Annotated in this window: 22 protein-coding genes and 1 tRNA gene; 11 read left to right on the forward strand and 12 right to left on the reverse strand. The window is 66.4% G+C overall.

All coding sequences use genetic code 11. The annotated features are described in order from the left end of the window. Window positions 1-158: 158 nt before the first annotated feature. Window positions 159-2,573 carry a TIGR02270 family protein gene (locus DAT35_RS53265; protein ID WP_108077185.1) on the forward strand — a complete coding sequence of 805 codons (2,415 nt, stop codon included), beginning with the start codon at window positions 159-161 and terminating at the stop codon, window positions 2,571-2,573. A 183-nt stretch (window positions 2,574-2,756) separates the two neighbouring features. Here the strand turns inward: DAT35_RS53265 and DAT35_RS53270 are convergent, their stop codons facing one another. The 3 genes from DAT35_RS53270 to DAT35_RS58575 all read right to left on the reverse strand — a co-directional run bounded on the left by DAT35_RS53270 (window position 2,757) and on the right by DAT35_RS58575 (window position 5,180). Further along, the gene (locus DAT35_RS53270; protein ID WP_108077186.1) at window positions 2,757-3,497 is read right to left on the reverse strand and encodes an Imm49 family immunity protein; all 741 of its coding nucleotides are present in this window, start codon (window positions 3,495-3,497) and stop codon (window positions 2,757-2,759) included. Window positions 3,498-3,531: 34 nt separating this feature from the next. Next, window positions 3,532-4,455: an imm11 family protein gene (locus tag DAT35_RS53275; protein WP_108077187.1), complete on the reverse strand. Its 924-nt coding sequence runs from the start codon at window positions 4,453-4,455 to the stop codon at window positions 3,532-3,534. A 158-nt stretch (window positions 4,456-4,613) separates the two neighbouring features. Then, entirely contained in the window at window positions 4,614-5,180 is a 567-nt protein-coding gene (locus tag DAT35_RS58575; protein WP_146210252.1) for a DUF6484 domain-containing protein, read from the reverse strand. Here DAT35_RS58575 and DAT35_RS59580 point away from each other — a divergent pair. Both DAT35_RS59580 and DAT35_RS53285 read left to right on the forward strand, forming a co-directional pair. Continuing rightward, window positions 5,179-5,340 carry a hypothetical protein gene (locus tag DAT35_RS59580; RefSeq protein ID WP_158502283.1) on the forward strand — a complete coding sequence of 54 codons (162 nt, stop codon included), beginning with the start codon at window positions 5,179-5,181 and terminating at the stop codon, window positions 5,338-5,340. The genes DAT35_RS58575 and DAT35_RS59580 overlap by 2 nt on opposite strands. A gap of 564 nt (window positions 5,341-5,904) precedes the next feature. Beyond that, entirely contained in the window at window positions 5,905-6,870 is a 966-nt protein-coding gene (locus tag DAT35_RS53285) for a restriction endonuclease (RefSeq protein ID WP_108077189.1), read from the forward strand. An 8-nt stretch (window positions 6,871-6,878) separates the two neighbouring features. Here DAT35_RS53285 and DAT35_RS53290 read toward each other — a convergent pair whose 3' ends face one another. After that, window positions 6,879-7,553, reverse strand: coding sequence for a hypothetical protein (locus DAT35_RS53290; RefSeq protein WP_108077190.1), 675 nt, complete (start codon window positions 7,551-7,553; stop codon window positions 6,879-6,881). 278 nt (window positions 7,554-7,831) lie between these two features. Here DAT35_RS53290 and DAT35_RS53295 point away from each other — a divergent pair, with 278 nt between their 5' ends. Further along, on the forward strand, window positions 7,832-8,035 hold the full coding sequence (locus DAT35_RS53295) for a hypothetical protein (protein ID WP_233262238.1): 204 nt from the start codon (window positions 7,832-7,834) through the stop codon (window positions 8,033-8,035). 92 nt (window positions 8,036-8,127) lie between these two features. Here the strand turns inward: DAT35_RS53295 and DAT35_RS53300 are convergent, their stop codons facing one another. Continuing rightward, on the reverse strand, window positions 8,128-8,352 hold the full coding sequence (locus tag DAT35_RS53300; protein ID WP_108077191.1) for a DUF2283 domain-containing protein: 225 nt from the start codon (window positions 8,350-8,352) through the stop codon (window positions 8,128-8,130). Further along, window positions 8,352-9,668 (reverse strand): hypothetical protein, encoded by a 1,317-nt coding sequence (locus DAT35_RS53305; RefSeq protein ID WP_233262239.1) that lies wholly within the window; start codon window positions 9,666-9,668, stop codon window positions 8,352-8,354. The genes DAT35_RS53300 and DAT35_RS53305 overlap by 1 nt, the downstream gene beginning before the upstream one ends. Before the next feature lie 223 nt (window positions 9,669-9,891). Here DAT35_RS53305 and DAT35_RS53310 point away from each other — a divergent pair, with 223 nt between their 5' ends. Together DAT35_RS53310 and DAT35_RS53315 are read left to right on the forward strand one after the other, a co-directional pair. After that, complete coding sequence (locus tag DAT35_RS53310) at window positions 9,892-10,503, forward strand: hypothetical protein (RefSeq protein ID WP_108077192.1); 612 nt, start codon at window positions 9,892-9,894, stop codon at window positions 10,501-10,503. Between the two features lie 552 nt (window positions 10,504-11,055). Next, window positions 11,056-11,847 carry a hypothetical protein gene (locus DAT35_RS53315; RefSeq protein WP_108077193.1) on the forward strand — a complete coding sequence of 264 codons (792 nt, stop codon included), beginning with the start codon at window positions 11,056-11,058 and terminating at the stop codon, window positions 11,845-11,847. A gap of 122 nt (window positions 11,848-11,969) precedes the next feature. Here the strand turns inward: DAT35_RS53315 and DAT35_RS53320 are convergent, their stop codons facing one another. The 3 genes from DAT35_RS53320 to DAT35_RS53330 form a co-directional block, all read right to left on the reverse strand. Then, complete coding sequence (locus DAT35_RS53320) at window positions 11,970-13,319, reverse strand: IS66 family transposase (protein ID WP_108077194.1); 1,350 nt, start codon at window positions 13,317-13,319, stop codon at window positions 11,970-11,972. Window positions 13,320-13,541: 222 nt separating this feature from the next. Further along, the gene (locus tag DAT35_RS53325; RefSeq protein WP_108077195.1) at window positions 13,542-13,721 is read right to left on the reverse strand and encodes a hypothetical protein; all 180 of its coding nucleotides are present in this window, start codon (window positions 13,719-13,721) and stop codon (window positions 13,542-13,544) included. Next, window positions 13,718-14,557 carry a hypothetical protein gene (locus DAT35_RS53330; RefSeq protein WP_108077196.1) on the reverse strand — a complete coding sequence of 280 codons (840 nt, stop codon included), beginning with the start codon at window positions 14,555-14,557 and terminating at the stop codon, window positions 13,718-13,720. The genes DAT35_RS53325 and DAT35_RS53330 overlap by 4 nt, the downstream gene beginning before the upstream one ends. Before the next feature lie 608 nt (window positions 14,558-15,165). Between DAT35_RS53330 and DAT35_RS62605 the strand changes: the two genes are divergently transcribed. Next, on the forward strand, window positions 15,166-15,414 hold the full coding sequence (locus DAT35_RS62605) for a helix-turn-helix domain-containing protein (protein WP_108077283.1): 249 nt from the start codon (window positions 15,166-15,168) through the stop codon (window positions 15,412-15,414). Here DAT35_RS62605 and DAT35_RS53340 read toward each other — a convergent pair. Together DAT35_RS53340 and DAT35_RS61605 are read right to left on the reverse strand one after the other, a co-directional pair. Beyond that, complete coding sequence (locus DAT35_RS53340; protein WP_108077197.1) at window positions 15,379-15,669, reverse strand: hypothetical protein; 291 nt, start codon at window positions 15,667-15,669, stop codon at window positions 15,379-15,381. The genes DAT35_RS62605 and DAT35_RS53340 overlap by 36 nt on opposite strands. Continuing rightward, window positions 15,663-16,595 carry a hypothetical protein gene (locus DAT35_RS61605; RefSeq protein WP_233262240.1) on the reverse strand — a complete coding sequence of 311 codons (933 nt, stop codon included), beginning with the start codon at window positions 16,593-16,595 and terminating at the stop codon, window positions 15,663-15,665. Before DAT35_RS61605 ends, DAT35_RS53340 begins: the two co-directional genes overlap by 7 nt. 106 nt (window positions 16,596-16,701) lie before the next feature. On the opposite strand from DAT35_RS61605, the gene DAT35_RS53355 reads away from it, so the two are divergent. Next, window positions 16,702-16,775, forward strand: a tRNA-Ile gene (locus DAT35_RS53355). A gap of 220 nt (window positions 16,776-16,995) precedes the next feature. Here the strand turns inward: DAT35_RS53355 and DAT35_RS53360 are convergent. After that, a complete protein-coding gene (locus DAT35_RS53360; RefSeq protein WP_108077198.1) occupies window positions 16,996-17,562 on the reverse strand; it encodes a TMEM165/GDT1 family protein in 567 nt (188 codons plus the stop codon). Window positions 17,563-17,903: 341 nt separating this feature from the next. Here DAT35_RS53360 and DAT35_RS53365 point away from each other — a divergent pair, with 341 nt between their 5' ends. From DAT35_RS53365 to DAT35_RS53370, 3 genes are all read left to right on the forward strand, one after another. Further along, window positions 17,904-18,143, forward strand: coding sequence for a ribbon-helix-helix domain-containing protein (locus tag DAT35_RS53365; protein ID WP_108077199.1), 240 nt, complete (start codon window positions 17,904-17,906; stop codon window positions 18,141-18,143). After that, complete coding sequence (locus DAT35_RS59585) at window positions 18,140-18,301, forward strand: hypothetical protein (RefSeq protein ID WP_158502285.1); 162 nt, start codon at window positions 18,140-18,142, stop codon at window positions 18,299-18,301. Before DAT35_RS53365 ends, DAT35_RS59585 begins: the two co-directional genes overlap by 4 nt. Before the next feature lie 65 nt (window positions 18,302-18,366). Then, complete coding sequence (locus DAT35_RS53370; protein ID WP_108077200.1) at window positions 18,367-19,104, forward strand: sialidase family protein; 738 nt, start codon at window positions 18,367-18,369, stop codon at window positions 19,102-19,104. Window positions 19,105-19,112 lie beyond the last annotated feature (8 nt).

Here is a 19,112-nt window from a genome sequence, read left to right on the forward strand (position 1 = left end):
TGCTCGCTGGAGCCGGACGCGGTCGTACCTGGTCAGCCCCCGCTGGGCGGGGCCCAGTGCCTTCCTCATCGGCACACCGTAGGCCCCGCCGCGCTATTGTGTCAGGAACTTTTGCCTACCTACTTAGGCGGATTGCCAGGAAGGCGCTGAGACTCTTCATGGAAGCCCACCGCAGCACCGGCGCGCCCTCCGTGCCATACGACGCGTCCCCCCGAATGGACATGGCGCGGGACTTCCTCGCGGATGCCGCCTTCTTCTGGGCGCAGCGTGAGCAGGGGCTGGACGCCCCCGACTACACCCTCCAGGAGCTCATGGAAGGCCCCGAGCAGCGACTGCTCGCCTGTGTTGACGCACTGGTGCTGGGTGGACCGAGCGTCACCCAGAAGGTGCTGCGGCCCGCCCTGGCTTCGGAAGAGCTGGAGACAGTCGCCTGCGCCGCCTCCGCCCTCCTCATGCAGGGTGGAGCAGAGGGGCTTGAGGCCGTGCTCACCCCGCTCCGAGCCGACGCGGAGCCCGCGAGCCAGGGGGCCGCACGGGCCCTGGCGCTCACCCGCCGCGCGGATGCGGTGTCCCGGCTACACGCGCTCCTGGTGGATGCCCCTCCCGGTGTCCAGACCCGGGTGCTCGATATCCTCACGCAGTGGGAGGCGGATCCCGCTCGAGGCCTGGACGAGCTCCTCGCCGCGGGCGATGCACCGCTGGCCTGCGCGGTGCTGCGCGCCGCCCGCCGCTTTCCGGCGCGGCTGAGGGCCTCCTCGCTCGAGCGCGCCCTCGGCTCGGACGTGCCGGAGGTGCGCAACGCGGCGTTGGAGACGGCCTTCATGCTGGGGCACCCCGGCGCCTGGAGCACCTGTGTCGAGGCCGTCCGCCGCCGGGGGCCGGGCTGGGGTGGGCCCGCGTCGCTGCTCGCGATGGGCGGCGACCCCCAGGACATGGACCTCCTCCTCCAGGCGCTGCCGGAGCCGGCGCTGCGGCGGGACGCGCTCTGGGCCCTGGGGCTCAGCGGGCGCATTGCCGCCGTGGGGCCGCTGCTCGAGGTCATGCGGGACGAGGCCGTCGCGCCCATGGCCGCGGAGGCCATCTGCGCCATCACCGGACTGGCCCTTTCCGGGGAACTCGAGCAGCCTCGCGAGGCCTGGACGCCGGACGCGCCCGAGGAGGAGGAACCCACGCCGCTCGGACCCGAAAGCGCGCTCCTCCGCCCCCAACCCCAGAGAGTGGAGAGCTGGTGGAGGGAGTCCCAGAGGAACTTCTCGCCGCAGGGGCGCTACCTCGCCGGGAAACCCTTCGGGGCCGAGTCGCTGCTCGAGGCTCTCACCGCTGGACCCATGCGCAGACGCGCGGCGCTGGCGCTGGAGCTGGCCGTGCGTACCCAGGGGGCCTGTCAGCTCTCCACCCGGAATTGGGCGCTACGACAATGGAAGGAGCTGCAGGCCGTGCGGCCCGCGGTGCGTGGGCGGCTTGCCCTGGGCGCCTTCCGCTCACTGCCGCGCACCCTCGCCGTCCCGGAGGCATTGCCGGTGAAGGACGAGCCGCTCTTCCCGCCGGTGTTCCGCCAACGCCCCCCGCCTCCGGGTGCGATCGCGGTGACGGGGCTGGGGATGGTGTCGTCCCTGGGGGATGGTGTGGTGGGCAGCTGCGCGGCCGCGCGGGTGGGCGTGGCCCGGCCGGGGGCGCTGGAGGGCACTCCGGCCGTGGACGAGGATTCGGGCGAGGAGCTGCCGGTCACGGGGCATGCCATCCCCCACCTCACCCAGGGCTTCAGCGGCGTGGGGCGGCTGGTGCGGCTGGGCGTGGCGGCCCTGGCCGACCTCGTCCACCAGACCGGGCTGACCGCGGGACCGCGCACCGGCCTCTTCCTCAACCTGCCGAGTGGCTTCCTCCTCGCCGCCGCGGAGCGCCACGCGCGCGAGGCCGCGAAGCAAGAGGCGGCCGCCTCCGAGCCAGAAGAGGACTCCGGGGAGGCGGAAGTCTCCGAGGAGGAGCCCCTGCTCGCGGAGGTGCTGCGAGAGCGGTACTCACGGATGCTGCTGCCGCGGCTGCTCGCTCAGGCCGCATTGCCGGGCGGTGTCGCGCAGGAGGCGCTCTTCTTCGGGGACTCTCCTGGCTTCGTCACCGCCCTGCGAGCGGCGGAGCGCGTGCGGTCGGGCGCGGTGGAGCGCTGCATCGTCGGCGGCATCGACAGCCTCGTCGAGCCGGAGTGGATGGACGCGCTGGAGGAACTGCGGCTGCTGAAGGCGCCCAACCGGCCCGTGGGACTGATGCCAGGGGAGTGCGCGGCCTTCGTGCTGGTGGAGAAGGCGGACACGGCGGCCCGCCGGGGCGCACCCGTCCACGCGCACATCGATGCGATGGCCTCCGTCTCCGAGCCGTCCCACATGTTCTCCGGCCAGCCCCACCTGGGTGTCGCGTTGACGTCGGTGCTCGCCGAGGTACTCGGGAGCCTGGAGGACCGGGGGCGGGAGACGGGCCTCGTCTTCGCGGACCTGGACGGCACGATGCAGCGGGCCCAGGACTGGGGCTACGCCCAGGTACGGCTGGAGGGCTTCCCGCTGAGGGAGCTGCCCACGTGATACCCCGCGGACGCGTGGGGCGGCGTAGGCGCGGCAACGGGCGCCCTGGCCATCTGCATGGCGTCGCGAAGCTTCGCGCGGGGCCATGCACCGGCGCCCGGAATCCTGGCGTGGCTCTGGGGGTGGGCGGGGGAGCGGGCGGCGCTCCACGTGCGGGCGCCCACGGCGCGGTGAGGTGGGGCGTCAGCGCCGGGCCAGGCCCGGCATCATCCGGTACTCGGGCTGCGTGCTCAGGCCGCGGTCCTCGGCCAGCCGCAGCAGGGCCAGCCCCTCGATGAAGACGTGGCGCTCGGTGTGGAAGCGCTGGGGATGGAGGGGGAGGCCCGCGTTCCGGAACTCCGCGCCGCGCTCGACGAGCAGATCCTCCAGGGCGGCATCGAATGCCTCCTGGTCCCGGTTGGAGAGCGCCTCACACACAGCGAGCCGCGGGGAGCCACTGTCGCCGGAGCATTGCTGGAAGGCCGCGAGCGCCCGCTCCTCACCCGGGGAAGGGGTCTTCGCACCCGCGAGCAGGTGCTCGCGAAGGAAGTCGGCGTAGCGGAAGTCGTCCTCGAACTCCTCGTCCGCCATCCAGCGGTGCGGGGAATGCTGGGCGATGTCGCGGGCGAGGCCGTTCTCACGGGCGGCGAGCGCGTCGAACAGGGGATCCATCCGGCTGGCGCAGCGGAACCGGCTCGGAGCCGCCGGGTCCGAGCTGGAGAGCAGCAACTCCCTGCGCGCCGTCGCGGACAGACGCAGATCGTGGCGGAACGCCGGGACGTCGCCCTCCGCCAGCAACGCGCCGATGGCGGCAATGCGGCGATAGGTGGAGAGCCGGGTCAGCAGTTCCTCGCGCTGGAGGGGCGTGAGCGGCTGGCGAAGGCCGTCCTCGAGCTCCTCGACCGCCGTGAGCGCGTTCTCGCGAATGAGATCCATCTGGGGCATGGGGTGTCGCCTGTCCTCCGCGAACGCGGCACGTCTACGATTTGGTGCGCTTGCGGAACTCGGAGCCGTAGTCGTCCAGATCCTGGAAGATCATCCCGGTGCAGTCCTCGTCCACGATGGTCTGCCCCAGGTCTTCCCGGATGAGGATGAGCCGGGTACTCTCCGCCAGGCGGAAGATCTTCGTGTCCTTGGGGATCTTCTTTTCCTGGAGCACCAGCCGCCGGAAACGCTCCACCTGGTCCTTGATGATGGAGTCCATCCTGAAGTCGGACTTCTTGGCATCCATGCAGGCCACGGAGCCCAGCACGTTGGCGATGAAGTAGGGCGCGTCCAACACCTTCTTGCGTGGTGTGCGCAGACGCACCGACAGGAACTCGATGGAGTCTTTGGGCGTATCCCTCTCCAGGATGCCCTTGAGCTTCGCGGATACCACGAGCAGGGCGGACGTATTGGGAATGCTGTCCGCCAGCTTGCTGCCCCGCTCTTTCGACAGGTCGAAGATGAGTCCCTCTGGAAACCACTCCTTGCAGGGCACTCCCTCCTTCAGCAGGTAGCCCCTCCCCTCCAGCTCTTCCTTGCGGTACGAGTCCAGCCACGCGAAGGACTCGTCCTCATCGTCATTCACCCAGGGGTAGTAGCTCACCGAAACAGGCTCCTCGTTCAGGGCTTCTTGCTCTTCGTGAGGCCCTTCTTCTTGAGGGTAGGCTTCACGAACTTGTTGGATGTTCTCCCCGTTGTTGATGTTGTAGTCCACCCCCTGGAGCATCCGGAGTTGGTTGCTGTCGAAGAACTTGTCGGAGAATGCCTCCTCCGGAAGCATGTGGTGCCCCTGGTTGACGTACGGGGACTGGCCGATCTTGAAGTTGTTGCCGTACGTGAAGGTGTAGCGCCGCGCGTGGGCCTTGCTGCCCGGCTTCACCGCCTTGTCGCGGGTGCCCGTGCCACGCTTCTGGAGCACGCCCTGGATGACATCGAGGTCCGCGTAGGCGCTCTTCCGGCCCCCACTGCCCTTGATGTGCTTGTGGCCCTTGTCCCGTTAATCGCGAGAGCGCTTGAGCCGTGCCTTCAGCTTGCCCCCGCCAGAGAGGTGCTTTCCCATGCGTGCCTCCGTCGGACTCAGTTCAACTCGATTTTACCACCACGGATGAGTTGGAGCCCCGAAGCGCGGCTCTCCACCCGGACGCCTCGCAGGAGGATGGTGCCGTCCCTGCGCAGCGTGATGCTCGCCTCGCCCACCTGAAGAACGAGCTCCCGCTGAGCGCCCAGTACCAGGCGTTCCTCCGGCGGGGAGTTCGTTGCCTTGGCCGCCGTGGCGGGCGCGGGCTCAACGGGCGCGGGAGTCTCGGAGCCCCCGGGCCGCGCCGCCTCCTCCAGGAGTTGCTCCAGCAGAGAAGGAGCATCGGAGTCCTGCGCCATGGCGACAAGCAGGGGCCGCGCCGGGTCACCCTCCTCGAAGAGCAGTACGGCCTGCCGCTGCTCCCCCGCGGCCACGCGGAGCTGGGCCGCGTCGAGCGCGACGAAGCTCCGGGCTGGAATCGGCCCGGGACCGCCTTCGAACTGCACCAGGGGCAGGCCCTCCAGGCTCACGCCGACAAGTCGACCGACGCGCGCCCCGAGGATGGGCTGCTGTGACTCGGAGCGGGCATCTTTGTCCGGCGTGCTGCGATCGTCAGGTGAAGACATGGGAGACCTGAGCGACACGGTGGAGCCCATTGTCTCAATAGCCAAGCTGGATGACGAGCCCACCATCGAGTGCCTGATGGAGGTCCTGGAGACGAAGCTGCCGCAGTTCCTTCCCGTAGAGCACCTCTGCCGCTCGGTGCGTCCCTGCCTCTTCAAGTAGCCGAGGAACCCCTCCACGGTGGGAAGGTCCAGGAGGACCGGCGCGTTGCCCGATGTGGTCTCCTCGGCGGCCTCGGCCTCCTGGGCATGGGCCACATCGGCGGCCGAGTCCCTCCGGAAAAGGGCCAGCTCGGCGAGCGCATCCTTCTCGTTGCCCATGGCGAACCGTGTGGTATAGAGCCGCCCGTGGACCTGCCGTTTGAGGACCCACACGGTGTCGCCCTGTTTGTTCACGCAGGTGCGTCCACCGCCCCGTCCAGCGGGGCATGAAGTCCTCCAGTCAGTACGACGTTGCGCATCGACTGGAGGGACGGTAGAAGGCAGTCGAAGTTCCGCAGTAAAAGCAGTCGGTTGCACCATTTGGCTAGGTAGCTCACCTGGTTAGAGCGGCGGTCTCATAATCCCGGCCCTGCCCCTCACCTGCTGAACCCCTGGCCGTAACCCCCTATTCTTCCTGACCGTGAGCCGTCGCTGGCGTTCACTCGCCACCGGCCGGGTCCGTACAGAATCCGTACAGAATCCGTACAGGTGTGGACAACGGGCTCTATCCTGGGCGCCCTCAGCCATGGACATCACCTTCCACTACCCGCCCGATTTGATGGGCCTCCTGATCGAGGTCATCCCCGCCCTTTGCAAATCGAAGAGGGACGTCCTGCTGTTCTTCCAAGGCGCAGGTGTCGGGACGCAGTTCACTGGAGACCTCAGCAGACAGCTCAAGGTGTCTCCAGATGAGGTCAAGAAGCACCAGATGGTCCGAACGGTTCTGACCCGGCTCAACGAGAAGGGAGAGGCCACGCTTCGAGAGCGACGCGAGCTTCTTCGGCGCGTCGTGGAGTTCGAGGACTTCTCCATGTGCTGGGACAACGACCGGCACAAGGCGAAGGCGCTGGTCGCGGACATCCGGCAGCTCGTGAACGTGAAGGACTCCTTTACGCGCATGCATCAAGAGCGAGAGGCAGAGCGAAAGAAGCACTCCGAGAAGGTTGAGGCAGAGGCCAAGCTCAGGCGTCAACGTGAGCAGGAGCTGGAGGAGATCAGGAGCACCCTCTTCTCTCTGTTCGGGGCGAGCGACCCCTGGAAGCGAGGCAAGGCGCTAGAGGGCGTCCTCAACCGCCTCTTCAAGGCGCACAACGTCCTTGTCCGCGAGGCATTCACGCTTCGAGGCGACGAGGGCCAGGGCGTCATCGAGCAGGTTGACGGCGTTGTGGAACTCGACGGCGAGGTCTACCTGGTAGAAGCAAAATGGTGGGACCATCGGTTGGGTCCCGGCGACGTCGCCCAGCACCTCGTTCGCGTATTCACCAGGGGCCAAGCTCGCGGCATCTTCATCGCGTACCCCGGATACACCGAAGCAGCGCTCTCCTCCTGCAAGGAATCGCTCCAACGGGCAGTCTTCATCCTCTGCGAACTGGAAGAGTTCGTCCGGCTCTTGGACTCCAAGACGGACCTCAAGGACTTCATCAAGACGAAGATCCGAGCAGCCATCGTGGACAAGATGCCCCTGCTCAGGCCCCTCGCGAGCAGCACCTGAGTCCCGTTCTAGGCGACGTTTTTTTCTGTTCCTCGTTCGGGGAGGACAGGCTTGCCCTCCCCGCTATGCACGGAGGGCAACAACCCGAGCCGCGTAGCCTCGTGCTGCCATCTGCGAGCATGCCTTGAGCCAAACAGGAACTGCCGCAGGCTGTGGCGAAGTGCCTCGTTGGCCTCACTGATCTTTCGAGGCAACTCCTTGCGGGCTGCCTCGAACGTCCTCTTCATTTCCGAGACAAAAGCACCCGGTGCAGCCTTGTTGGATTCGCGGAACATCAAGTGATTCTGGTACTCGACTTGGATACCGCCGATGCCATCGAGCATGTCACCCAGTTGCTTAACGACAGCGGGCTCCAACAGGAGCGAAGCGCGGTGAAGCGCCTTGAATGCAGCTGGAGTAAGCGCCCCCAATTCGCTCAGAAACTGAGCGTACTTGTCGGTGTCACCGTGCACGATGGGGTTAGCCCAACGTTGGACGGCAAGTTCAAGCTCGGAAAAGGAGTCGTTGACCTCCAGCACCAGTTGGAGACGTACCTTCAGGGCCTCCTCGGCACGGACCTTCCGCAACCAGAACAGCGCCGCCAAACCTCCCACCATGGCAACGAGGTTGTCGGCGATCCACTTGCCGATCTCCTCCGCACCGATATGAGCGGTCACCAATTGCCAGAGCTGAACCCAATTCATCCGCTCCCCCTACACCAGCAACATGGGAGCTGACCACAGCCCGCCGTAAGAGCGGATGGTAAGCTGGCTGCATATCAAGCAGAGGAACACGGATGGCACCGCTCCCTGCTTGAAGCTCACCACGCACGCCAGCGAGGCCGTAGTTCCTACGCAGCATATTCAATGTCGCAGCCTCCCTTTCTCTACGGTAGACGCACCCTCTGGATGAGAAGCTGCAACGCCACCTGGGGGATGCGGTCCAGGCTGCTCGCCTGCGGCTCGGGCTCACGCAGGCAGAGGTGGCCGAGGAAGTCGGTTTGAAGTCCGGCGTCTACGGCCGGGTCGAGCGCGGGATGATGATGCCCAGCGTGCCCAGCTGCGGCGCATGTGCGAGACCCCGGGCATACCCTCGGACGTGCTCCTGTCCCTGGGAGTGCGGGCCCACGAGGGCGATAGCACCAGCCCCTCCGCCCGGGGCCGGTGAGAACCCGGAACTGAAGTAGGGCTGGGGGAGATTCATTCCCCCGGCCAGTAGAGACCCACCGCTGGGTGCTCAGCTCAAAGCGGGGCCATGCGCGTCATCATCGGCAGGGCATCACGCCAGGATCTCGATTCCGACCAGGACTCCATCCTGGTCGAAGTCGAGCACCACATCGGGACCCGTGTAGGAACCCATGAGTTCGGCCAGCCTGATCGATTTCGACATCTTGCAGGTCTCACCGGGGTGACTCGGGAGGCGCAAATAGGCCACGTCCTGATCGTCCTCGGAGACTCGCAGCTCGAAGCGCCCGAGCGTCTTCTTTGAATCCGTCTGCCCCATTACGGCCTCCACTGCAAAACGGTCTTCAGCTTCAATACACCATCCCTGAGCTGATAGACGACCGCACCACCTCGGCCAAAGCCAGGAACGATGACGCGGTCCGCGTGGGCCGTGTCCCGAATGGTTCCGGGCGGAAGCCCCGACTTCTCGATCTGTCGGCCGAACTCCTGCAAGGCCGCGCGAGCATCCTGCACGCTTGAGAACCCAGCCCGTTCAACCGCACGTTCCGCCGCGTGCGGCATGTTGCTGTTGACCACCTTGTCAACGTGGATATCCGACGCGCCTCCTGTCAACTCGCTCGTGGCATGACCGTTGCCTCGGCCATCTCCGGCCGACATCGCGACCGCGTTGGGGGCGAGGGTGATGGTGACGGCCTCGGCACTCACGGCAACCGTTTCGACCTCCCCCACGGCCGTGAGGCGGATACCCACCTGCGTCTCCGCCTGCGCCGCCGCCTGCATCGCGCCGGGCAGCGTCGGCACCTTCACCGCCAACCCCGTCGCCGTGTTGCCGAGCGCCACCGTGGCCAGCATGGCGAACGCACGCGCCGCGTTGCGGCCCATCACCTTGCCGTACCGCTCCCCGGCCTCGCGCAGCTCGTTGAACGTGGCGGCCCGATCCGTCTCGTCCATCAGCCGCTTGAAGCCCACGACGAGGCCCCAGAAGGTGTCGACGCCCACGTAGGAGATAAGGGTGGCGGTCATCACCGCCGCGAGCCCCTTCGAGACCGTCACGTCGGGAATCGAGATGAGGACCATGTACGTGGTCCAGGTCCAGAGAACCGCCGCCACCATGGCGTGGGGGTCGGCCATGTCCTTGAACGCCTCCAGCATCTCGTCGAGCACGGCGCCCTTGGCAAGGGCCAGGGCCAGGGCGAAACGGCCGTCCCCGTTGACGATGGGGCTCTCCGTCAGCAGGCGGAGACAGTCTCCGGGCCTGCCGGTGCGCTCGCACCAGCGCAGATAGTCGCGCGTCAACTCCACCTCCGCCGCCGGTGGTGCCCCCTCCAGATGTTCGTCCGGCCCGAGCGGAGTGACGCGGCGGCTGCGTGTCTCGTACGTGTACGAACCACTCCGCGCCTCGACCTCGAACAACTTCCGGGCGGCCTCCTGGGGCCGAGCGGAGGGCCGAATCTCCCAGGCACGCTTCGCCACGGCCTCCCTGAACTCGTCGCCGTTCAACTTCACCTGCTCGGCACCGGAGCGTGGGGTGAAAACGAGAGTGTCGGCTTGGCCCGTGTCCAGGCGCACGACCCGAGAAGCGGTAGCACACCCGGCGAGGAGCACCAGCAGCGCCGCCGTCCAGCCCAGCTTCATGGGAATTCCCCCTGATGATGGCCCCCCCCTGATGGGTAGCCATTCCAACTGTGTACCCTATTGGTCTGACAAATCCCGGTGTCCGCGCCTCTCGGCGGTGTCAATCGAGGGGCTCATCAAGAGCGCCCGTGCTTCGGCATAAGGACCTTGGCGGTCATCCCCGCTGACGTCCTGGCTGGTTGGCCAGTTCGTCTTCATCCAATCCACCCGAGGAGGAATCCAGATGGAACACGTCAGCCTCTCCGCCGAGTTGGGAGAAATTCGTTACGCCATCGAGGGCGCCCACTGGATCGCGGACAGCGTCGCCATGGGCGCGGTGCCCGACCCGGAGCGGGTGCACAGCGCGCCCGTCATCATCAGCGCCATCCTGCTGCTGGTGGAGACCAGGCTGCATCAGCTCGGCCGTGTGCTCCGAGGCGAGGAGAACCCGGCGCACCTGTTGACGCCGCACAACGTCACCGCTGGGGAGAACGCGGACAGGGATGACGTGGTTCTGCGGCCTTGGGACTGGAGCGCCGCGCCGAGGCCGTCTCCGTCCGAGAAGAAGGAGACCGAGCAGCCCCGTCCAGTAGCGGGAACCGAGTCCCTCCGTTCGCCTGAGGAGAACCCTCCCGCCCAGCCCGGCACGCAGGGGGCGCAACCGCCCCCCCACCGGGGAGCCGGACTGATCGGCTGCGGCCTATGTCGTGCCTGGGGTACCAGGGGAAGGGAGGTGAAGACGATGCTGGGTGCCGTGAAGAAGCTGGCCGCCTCACCAATCACCCTCCGGGTGACAGCGGCCATTTTGATCGGGCTGGCCGAGCACCTGCGCGAGGTGACGCGGCACGGGCGGTGAAGATGCCCGGAGTTGAAGCACGGTCCCCGTCGCACCAACACCAGCGATGATGCTCCCGGTCTTGGCCGGGTGGTGTGGCGGGGGCCGGTTCGTCTCCACAGGCTCCGATCCCGGTGGCACCAGCTCCGGTGCAGTTCCATCGCCGGAAATCCCCGGCCACTTCCCGGTGGTCCTCGAGTTTTTAGGTGTCAGGGGGGCCCTGACCCCTCGTGCGCGAGGAGCTGGAAGGCGAACACTGGGTACGGCCATCAGTAACCCCTGGGTGAAGCTCGCCAGGGACCGCGAACCGGGAGAGCAGCTCGCTGGAGAATCCCCCCAAAAAATCTTGAGAGCCTCCATCCCTGGGGGCTCGAAGAAGACTGGGGGGCTTTCAGGTGGACCTGCGACAAGGGAACCCCTGTCCCCCCCATCCAGGGGGTGCTCACCCAGATTCGATAGCCCTCGATAAAGGCGAGGAAGGCGAAGAGTGCCGGGAAGAGCTGTCAGAACGAACCTAAGCCCCAGAAGGACGAAAACTGGACTCCATGGACGCATCTTCTACAGTCATGTCGCATGTCCGAGTCCGAGCCCGATGAGTTCCCGGTCGACCTCGATGGCTTCCTGGCGACGATGGCGCGCATCCTAATGGAGCGCGGGCAGCGTAATGCCGTGGCCGTCCTCGCCTACGGCACGACAACAGCTCGTTGCGACAAGTATTTCGATTTCGGGCGGTACCACTACCCGTGGCAGTTGACGACTCGCCTCAGACCCGAAGTCTACGGGCGGTTGACGGCAGACATGCGCAAGGAGCTTGAGAGCGTGCTCCACGATACGTCAGTGGAGGTATTTGGGCACGAGCACCCAGATTCCTACATTGACAAGTTCTCGATCAGCGCTGCCATCGAGAAGAACTCGACGTGGCAGCAGGCTACACGTGAGTTTACGCGCGGGCGGAAGGTGAATAACCAAGGCCGCGTTCGCTCCGATAATCCGGCGATGAAGATGTACGACGGACTCTACTTTCGCTCGGAACCGGAGGTGAACTTCTACTTGGCATGCAAGGAGGCAAGCCTCGTCTGCGCCCCCTTACCGGTGTTCCTCAGGCCGGGCCGTACCCCACCGTACCGCATCGAGCCCGACATGCTCATCCTGAGGAACGGCGTTGTCATTCAGGTGGAGATCGACGGTCAATCGTTCCACCAGGAAACTCCCGTTGAAGCGCAGGAGCGTACTCTCGCAATGCAGCGTGAAGGCGTGCAGGTCTTCCGTATTGCCGCTGCCCAATGCGGCACCCTCGAAAAGGCCCGCGATGCACTTCGCTCCATGCTTGAGCACTTCCGCTTGGAACTGCCCAAAGCAAGTTAACGAAGGTGGTTGGCACTACACCACGACTACCTTACAACCCGCAGCTTCGTAACAGCTCGCCGCGCCCCGTCTGGACGGGGCGGGGATGAGCCCGCCGGGCAGCGAAGCAAGGAGCGGCGGCGTCAGTCGGAGCTGGACGGGAGGGTAACGGTGCCGGGATTGTCGATGGCGGCGAGCGCGGCGCGCAGCAGGTATCGCCCGGGGTCTTCACCGCGCAGGCGGGCCGTCTCAATCAGCGAGTAGAAGAGGGCCGCCACCTCGGTGCCGCGCAGCGACTTGGAGCCGTAGTGATTCTTGCGGCCCACCACCATGTCGCGCAGCTGCCGCTCCACCAGGTTGTTGTCCAGCGGCACCCAGGGGTTGGAGAGGAAGACGGTCAGCCCGCTCCACAGCTCCAGCATGTACTCGAGCGCCTTGCGCAGAGCACTGCCTGGCAGCGAGCGCTGGGCCAGCGCCCACTCGCGGATTGCAGCCACCAACGGGGCGGACTTCTCCTGTCGCACCGCGAGCCGTTGCGTCAGTGCCGCGGCCTGTTGCTCCCCCTGCAGTACGTGCGGGTCCGGTAGGTCGGCCTCAATGGCATACAGCTGGCCCATGAGAGACAGCACTTCGGCGCAGACGGGGGCCACCCTCTCGGCCTCCACGAATTTGCGTCGCACGTGGGCCCAGCAAAACACCAGGGAGCAGGAGGCCGGCCCGTCCGCGCCAGGCTTCGTCGCCGTCTGGTAGGCGGCGTAACCATCCACCATGACGACGCCCGCGTAGTCCCCCAGCACCAGCTTCGCGGTGGCTCCAGAGCGGCTGGGCAGAATCCGGTGGTACACCGCGTCCGCACAGGCCACCGTCCACGCGTACCACTTCTTCCCCGGCCCCTTGTTCAGCATGTACCAGTGCGTCTCGTCCGCGTGGATGAGCGGGGAGGAGAAGACAACGGCGGGCAGCGCCTCGTAGCTGGGCTGCAGGTGCAGGGCCAGCGCGCTCAATTGGTCCCACAGCATCTGGCTGTCCACCACCAGGCCCTCGCGCTCAAACATGCGCTCCTGGCGCGCCAGCGGCAGGTGGAAGCCGTACTTCTGCAGGGCGACGTGGACGGCGAAGTCCACCGAGTAGCGGCCGCCCTCCACCAGGCGCGGTGGGGCCGGCGCGGTGACGGGCGCGCACCCACAGGGGCAGCGGTACTTCTGCCGGCGGTAGTGCTTGAGGACGAAGTGGCGCTCCACCACGCTCACCTCCTGGCTGTCCTCCGTCTGTCCCTTCCACTCCTTCAGCGCCCCGCCGCACAGGCCGCACACCTGGTCGGCCTCGTCCAGCGGCAGCACCACCTCCTGCACGGGCAACTGCGGCTGGGCTCGCGGCCCGTGTCCGCGCTGCTCGCGGGCAGGCGCGGGCGGCGTCGCCTCCACAGCTGGCTTGCGCTTCTCGCTGGAAGTGCCGAACAGGCGCTGCTGCATGAGCGCCAACTGCTCCTTCAACTGCGTGAGCTCCAGCAGAGGAATTCCAACATATTATGACCCCCGGAAGGGCTCTCCCGAGAAGAGAGAGAAGCTCCTCCTCGACAAGGAAGGGCTGGAGGATCTGCAACATACTAGATGCCCTCGACGGGCTCTCCTCCTCTCCCTCTACTTGCTCCTCGACAGAGGAGAAGTCCCTAGATTAACAACATTCAAGGAGCCTCCTCCGCCTGGCTCTTGGAATCACCCTGCCGGCCTCACTAGCCCCGTCCCTGTGAACGTCAACCCGAGGGCCTTGGCGGCCTCCTGCTCGTCGTAGCGGCCATCCTCCAGGACGAGCTTCAACCTGTAGGTAGCCGCCCTCTTCCCTGCGCGGTGCCCCGCCACCTTCTCGAGAACATGCTCCAGCAGCAGCCGCTTCAACAGGTGCTGGCACGTGGAAGCCCCTGAATGGCACCCGGATTGGTCTTGGCTCCACGCAACCAAGTCGAACGCCAACGCACGTAGTAGGCCCCATCCTCGGCAACCCACTTCATGCAGGCTCGGATCCTCTGCATGGCGCGGAAGAAGTAGAAGCCCACCATGGGCCCGTGAGTCCGGGCGATATCCTCGGCGAGCCGCACGTGCTTGTGCGAAAGCTTGGCGAAGGAGTTTTCCGGAAGCTCGTTGAGCACGCTGTGGGTATGGGCCTGGAGCAACCTCTCCAGGCCCCGCCACGTGCTGGCATTCCGAACGCCGGAAGCAAGAGCCCACCAGCGAATGCAGGTGTGGAGGTCGAGGTTGTGGTCCGGACGCTCCACCGCCAGCCGTAGGGAGTAGTCCTGGAGGAGCACCCCCACCAGTTTGAAAAAGGACTTGCCCTTCGTGAAGAGGGTCCCCCAGACGAGCAGGAGTGAGTTCTCGTCAATGCTCCTATTCTGCTCGGCCACACCCACCAGCGACTGGCGCATGAGGAAGAGGGGGTGACGAGGGTGAATGCCCAGGTCCAGGCTGTCCAGCCTGTTGAGCTCCGCATCCGATATGTCGTGCGTGGCCAGGAACCGGGTGATCGCCGCCTCTTGCCAGTAGGCGTTGTAGAAGTGGGTGCCGAACCCGCGCTCGCAAAACCTGACGAGTTCCTGGACGTTGGAGATGTTCCGGAGCCCATCGTCGATGTACCCGATGAGCGGGTAGGCATCCAACACACTGCCAGTGGGCAGTTCCAGCAGGCGATGGAGAGGAGGCTCGTCCCCTGGGTTGTTCTTGGTTCTGAGGTTCATGGTGTCGCTCCAAAGCTCCCCACCTCCGGAAGAGCATGAGTAGTTCAAGGGGTGTGCTGCCCCCGTCTTGAGGGATGACGATGAAGCCCCTGCCTGATGAAGAGGGGGCCGGTTCCTCGCTGGCTTCCCAAACATAGGACGACCAAGCTGACGAGCTGGCTCCTGCCAATCAGCGTGGTGTCACCAAGAAGCCCAAGCGCCGGAGGTCGGGGAGCACCGGCCCACCACCTCCTGTGCTCCCGCCAGAGTACAAATGCCCTATCTGTCCCCCTGGGATCTCCGTCAGAAATCCTTTGGTTTGGGTATTCGACGACCGTGGGCGGTGGTCCGAGTACTCGGTCCCGGCTCACTGCCTCTCGGAATCCCGGCCCAAGGGGTGGGTCTGCCGAAGATGCACGGAACGGTGGAGATGGCAGCCGTACAAGTTCCCAACGGAAGCCCAACTGGACGACCCCTGTGTTGAGTGCGGCGAGGTGCTCGACCTCCAAGAGCGAGCCGTGGAGGTGCAACGCCAGCTCCTTGCCTACCTTGCAGGCGGACCTTCCGCCCTGGCCATTCCAGGCCCGGAGACATCCCCCGCGAGCAGCGGGCCGGGCTTGACCTGCACCGTGAAGGAGGCAGCGGCCTTGCTCGGGTGTGGGGCTACCAAGGTCTATGAGCTTCTGAGTCATGGCCAGCTCGTGGCCTCGAAGATCGGCCGGAAGCGCCTGGTGCTCCGGGCATCCGTGGAGGCATTGCTGCAAAGAGGAGGAATCGGGTCCACACCGGAGCGTCCGAAGAGGGCAGCTCCGGCGAAGTCCCACGCCAAGGATGCGAAGGCTCTAGCCACTGCCATCTCGAAGATGCCGCTCAAGTAGCGAGATGGGATCCTCCGGATGCTCCAGCCGGATGGGGAGCTGAATCATCGGAGGCACCTTCACGCCCTCGTAGAACTTCTTCGTCGTCACCGCCGACTGGTGCCCGATGGTGGCCGCGATGCGGGTCAGCGGCACGCCCCCGTCCACTGGACGCACCTCGGTGCCACACTCGGCGGCCCAGGTGACGAAGGAGTGGCGCAGCTCGCCCATGCGCAACGGCTCCAGTCCCACGGACTTCGCCGCGCGCTTCACCACCTGTCGAATCCACCAATCCGCTGGAGCCGAACCCCTGGCCTGGAGGCGCATGGCCGCCGCGAGGGCCTGGCATCCACGGACTGGACGTGGACCCGCCCCGACTTGTGGATGAAGGTGATGGTGCCCACGATGGCCCCCTGCCCTTGCAGCACCTTCACCCTCCCCTCGCCGCGAGCGAGCCGGTCAATCTCGGTGCCGTGCATCCCGCACTTGGCGTGGAGCAGCAGCACGTCCCGCACGCATTGCACCTCGGTGACGCGGCCCGTCCCCTTCCAGCCGTACCTGGCCGACTCCCACCCGTTGATGGCGGCGTAGATGCGCTCGACGTCGCGCATGGAGTAGCCCTTGTCGCGAAGAGCCTTCTCGGGCCGAGCCGGTGGCACCTTGAGCGCGAGCGTGGCGTCCTCGGCGGTGGTGAGTACCGCCTCCTCCTCGCGGAGCCAGGAGCAGAACGCCTTGATGGCCGCGATCCGGTGCCTCTTGGCCGGGATGTCCCCCGCCTCCGCGTCGAACCAGCCGTTGAGTGCCTGCTTGAGCTCCTGGAGACGGAGCTGCCGCAGGTCCTTCCCGTAGAGCACTTCGGCCCACTGGGCGAGGTAGTGGAGGACGTTCTTCCGGTGCCGCTCGGTGCGTCCCTGGCTCTTCAGGTAGCCGAGGAACCTCTCCACGGTGGGAAGGTCCAGGAGGACCGGCGCGTTGCCCGGTGTGGTCTCCTCGGCGGTCTTGGCCTCCTGGGCACAGGCCACGTAAGCGGCTGGGTCACGTCGGAAGAGCGCCAGCTCAGCGAGCGCATCCTTCTCGTTGCCCGCCGAGAGCCTTGTGGTATAGAGCCGCCCGTGGACCTGCTTTTCGAGGATCCACACGGTGTCGCCCTGCTTGTTCACGTAGGTGCGTCCACCGTCCCATCGTCCCGTCCAGCGGGGCATCGAAGTTCTCCAGTCCGTACGAAGTCAGTACGAAGTTGCGCATCGACTGGAGGGGCAGTAGAAGGCAGTCGAAGTTCCGCAGTAAAAGCAGTCGGTTGCACCATTTGGCCAGGTAGCTCACCTGGTTAGAGCGGCGGTCTCATAATCCGCAGGTAGTCGGTTCAAGTCCGACCCTGGCCAAGGCCCCGTCCCCGGGTTCACCCGGTGACGGGGCTTCTTTTTTCTTCTGTCGGGCGCGTGACTCCGCTGGCGGATTTCGCTCCCTACAGGCACTGGGGCTCTACATCGTGCAGCAGCTCGTCCAGGCCCACGGCGGCTCCATCACCGTGAGCTCCAGCGCGGCCATGGGCACCACTTCACCGTGCGGCTGCCCCGCCGTCTCGACGTGCCCTGACGCCGACTACGCGCCCCGCACCGCGGCCACCAGGGAGACTCCACCAAAGATGAAGAAGAGCGAGGCGGCCACCCAGCGGATCCATTTCATCTGGACCTTGCCCGCCAGCTTCTCTCCAAGGAACACCGCCGGTCCGTTGGCGGCCATCATCCCCAGCGTGGTGCCAATCGTCACCAGCACCACCGACTTGTAGCGAGCCGCCACCGCCACCGTGGCCAGCTGGGTCTTGTCTCCCATCTCCGCCAGGAAGAAGAGGATGACGGTGGTGACGAAGGCACCGAAGTGGCCCGTCTCCTTCGTCTCCTCCAGCGTGTCTGGCTTCAGCGTCCACAGCCCGAAGGCGATGAACAGCACCGCCAGGATGCTCGCCATCACCCGCGGCGGCACATGCGCCGACACCAGACTGCCCACGCTCGCCGCCAGCGCATGGTTGGCCAGCGTGGCCACCAGGATGCCGGCGATCACCACCCACGGCTTGCGGAAGCGGGATGCCAGCGAAAAGGCCAGCAGCTGGGTCTTGTCCCCTATCTCGCTAGCGGCCACCAGAAGGAACGAACCGATAATTGCTTCCATTGCCACGATGCGCCTCGTCTTGCTCTCGGGCCGAGGGATCGTGGGAGCGCTCAGCGCGCACGACGGACCTCGGCCAGGTTGAACCCTGTCCGAAGGTCTCGTTCGTCTCGCGCTCGCGAGGTGGGGACCCGGGCCCTCACGGGCCAGTGTGTCGAGTTCCCCGACGCCGCTCACTTCCGGCGTGAACTACTCCCCTTACTGAAGCCGCACGTAACAGCCCCTCCCACCTGCGTCAAGCATGCGCGCGCTTCCGGTGGTTTTTTTGACGGCTCCCTCGCCTGCCCCCCTAATGCCCTCACAGGCCGGTAGTGGCCTGTAGCAGCCCCGAGGAGGAAGTCCCGATGCAGGATGCCAGCGCCAGCCCGATGAGCTCCGAGGTCACCCCCGCCTCGAACGACTCGAACGGCCCCGACGCCTCCGAGTCCGTGGTCTCCACCCATGTGCTCGTTCCCATCGAGCAGGTGCACAAGCTGCGCGAGCTCGCCCGCCGCACCCGCATCCACCAGAGCGAGTACCTCCGCGAGGCCGTGGAGGATCTGCTCTCCAAGTACGGCCGCCAGGCCCCCGGAGGCGACCAGTGAGGACGTCCATGCCCTCGCAGGGCCGCAATCCGGCGATGACTCGCGAGAAGTCTCCGCCCACCCTGGACGCGAACCGGGGATTTGGAGCGCGTGGCACCACCGAGCGCCCCGCCTCCATCCGCGACGCCATCATCCGCTGGCTCAACGAAGAGCTGTGACGGGAACGAGGGCCGCTGCCCTCTCCCTTTAGAATGAGGGTCTTCCCGAGCCGAGGAGCTTCCGGATGATCCTGCTGAGTCTCTGTGCGCTGCTCGCATCCACGCCGCCTCCTCCCGTGGGGCTGAAAGCGGGCGCGGCCGAGCCCGATGACGAGATCGGGCTGCACGTCACCGGGCTCGCGGTCCCCTCTGAGACGAAGGCGGGCCTCTACCTGTTCGGCAAGCTCTCCGTCCCCTCCCATCCCCTCCGGGCCCTCCTGCTGCGCAGCACCGACGGCGGGGCCCACTGGACCGAAGTGCTTCCGGCGGTGGAGCACAGCGAGGTGCTCTCCGTCCACTTCACGGGCTGCCAGGGTCGCGCCCTGGTGGGCTGGAGCACGGAGGGGCCGGGAGAGCTCACGCTGTTCGCGAGCACGGACTGCGGGGCGACCTGGAAACGCAGGAGCAAGCTGCCCAAGGCCGTCTGGTCCGAGTGGCCAGAGCAGATGGCCTGGAAGGATGGCCAGCAGGGCACGGTGTGGTTGGTGGACGCGAACGAGGAGAACGCCCCACCGCGAGCGATCATCACGCGGGATGGGGGCCGGACGTGGACGCCCTCGAAGCTGACGCCTCCCGTTCCACCTTCGGAGCCCGAGTTCGAGGCGCAAGGCCCCACGGGTGTGCGCTGGAAGGTGTCCTCGGAGGAGCAGGCCACGCGGGTGGAGCGCCAGGAGCCAGGAGCCACCGCGGAAGTCCGCGCCGTGTTGCCGAGGTACTGGCGGCGCGAGGGGAAGGCGCTCGTGCCCAACGGTGTCCAGCGCTAGCATCCGCG

It is taken from the genome of Vitiosangium sp. GDMCC 1.1324 (genome assembly GCF_003044305.1).
GTDB lineage: Bacteria > Myxococcota > Myxococcia > Myxococcales > Myxococcaceae > Archangium.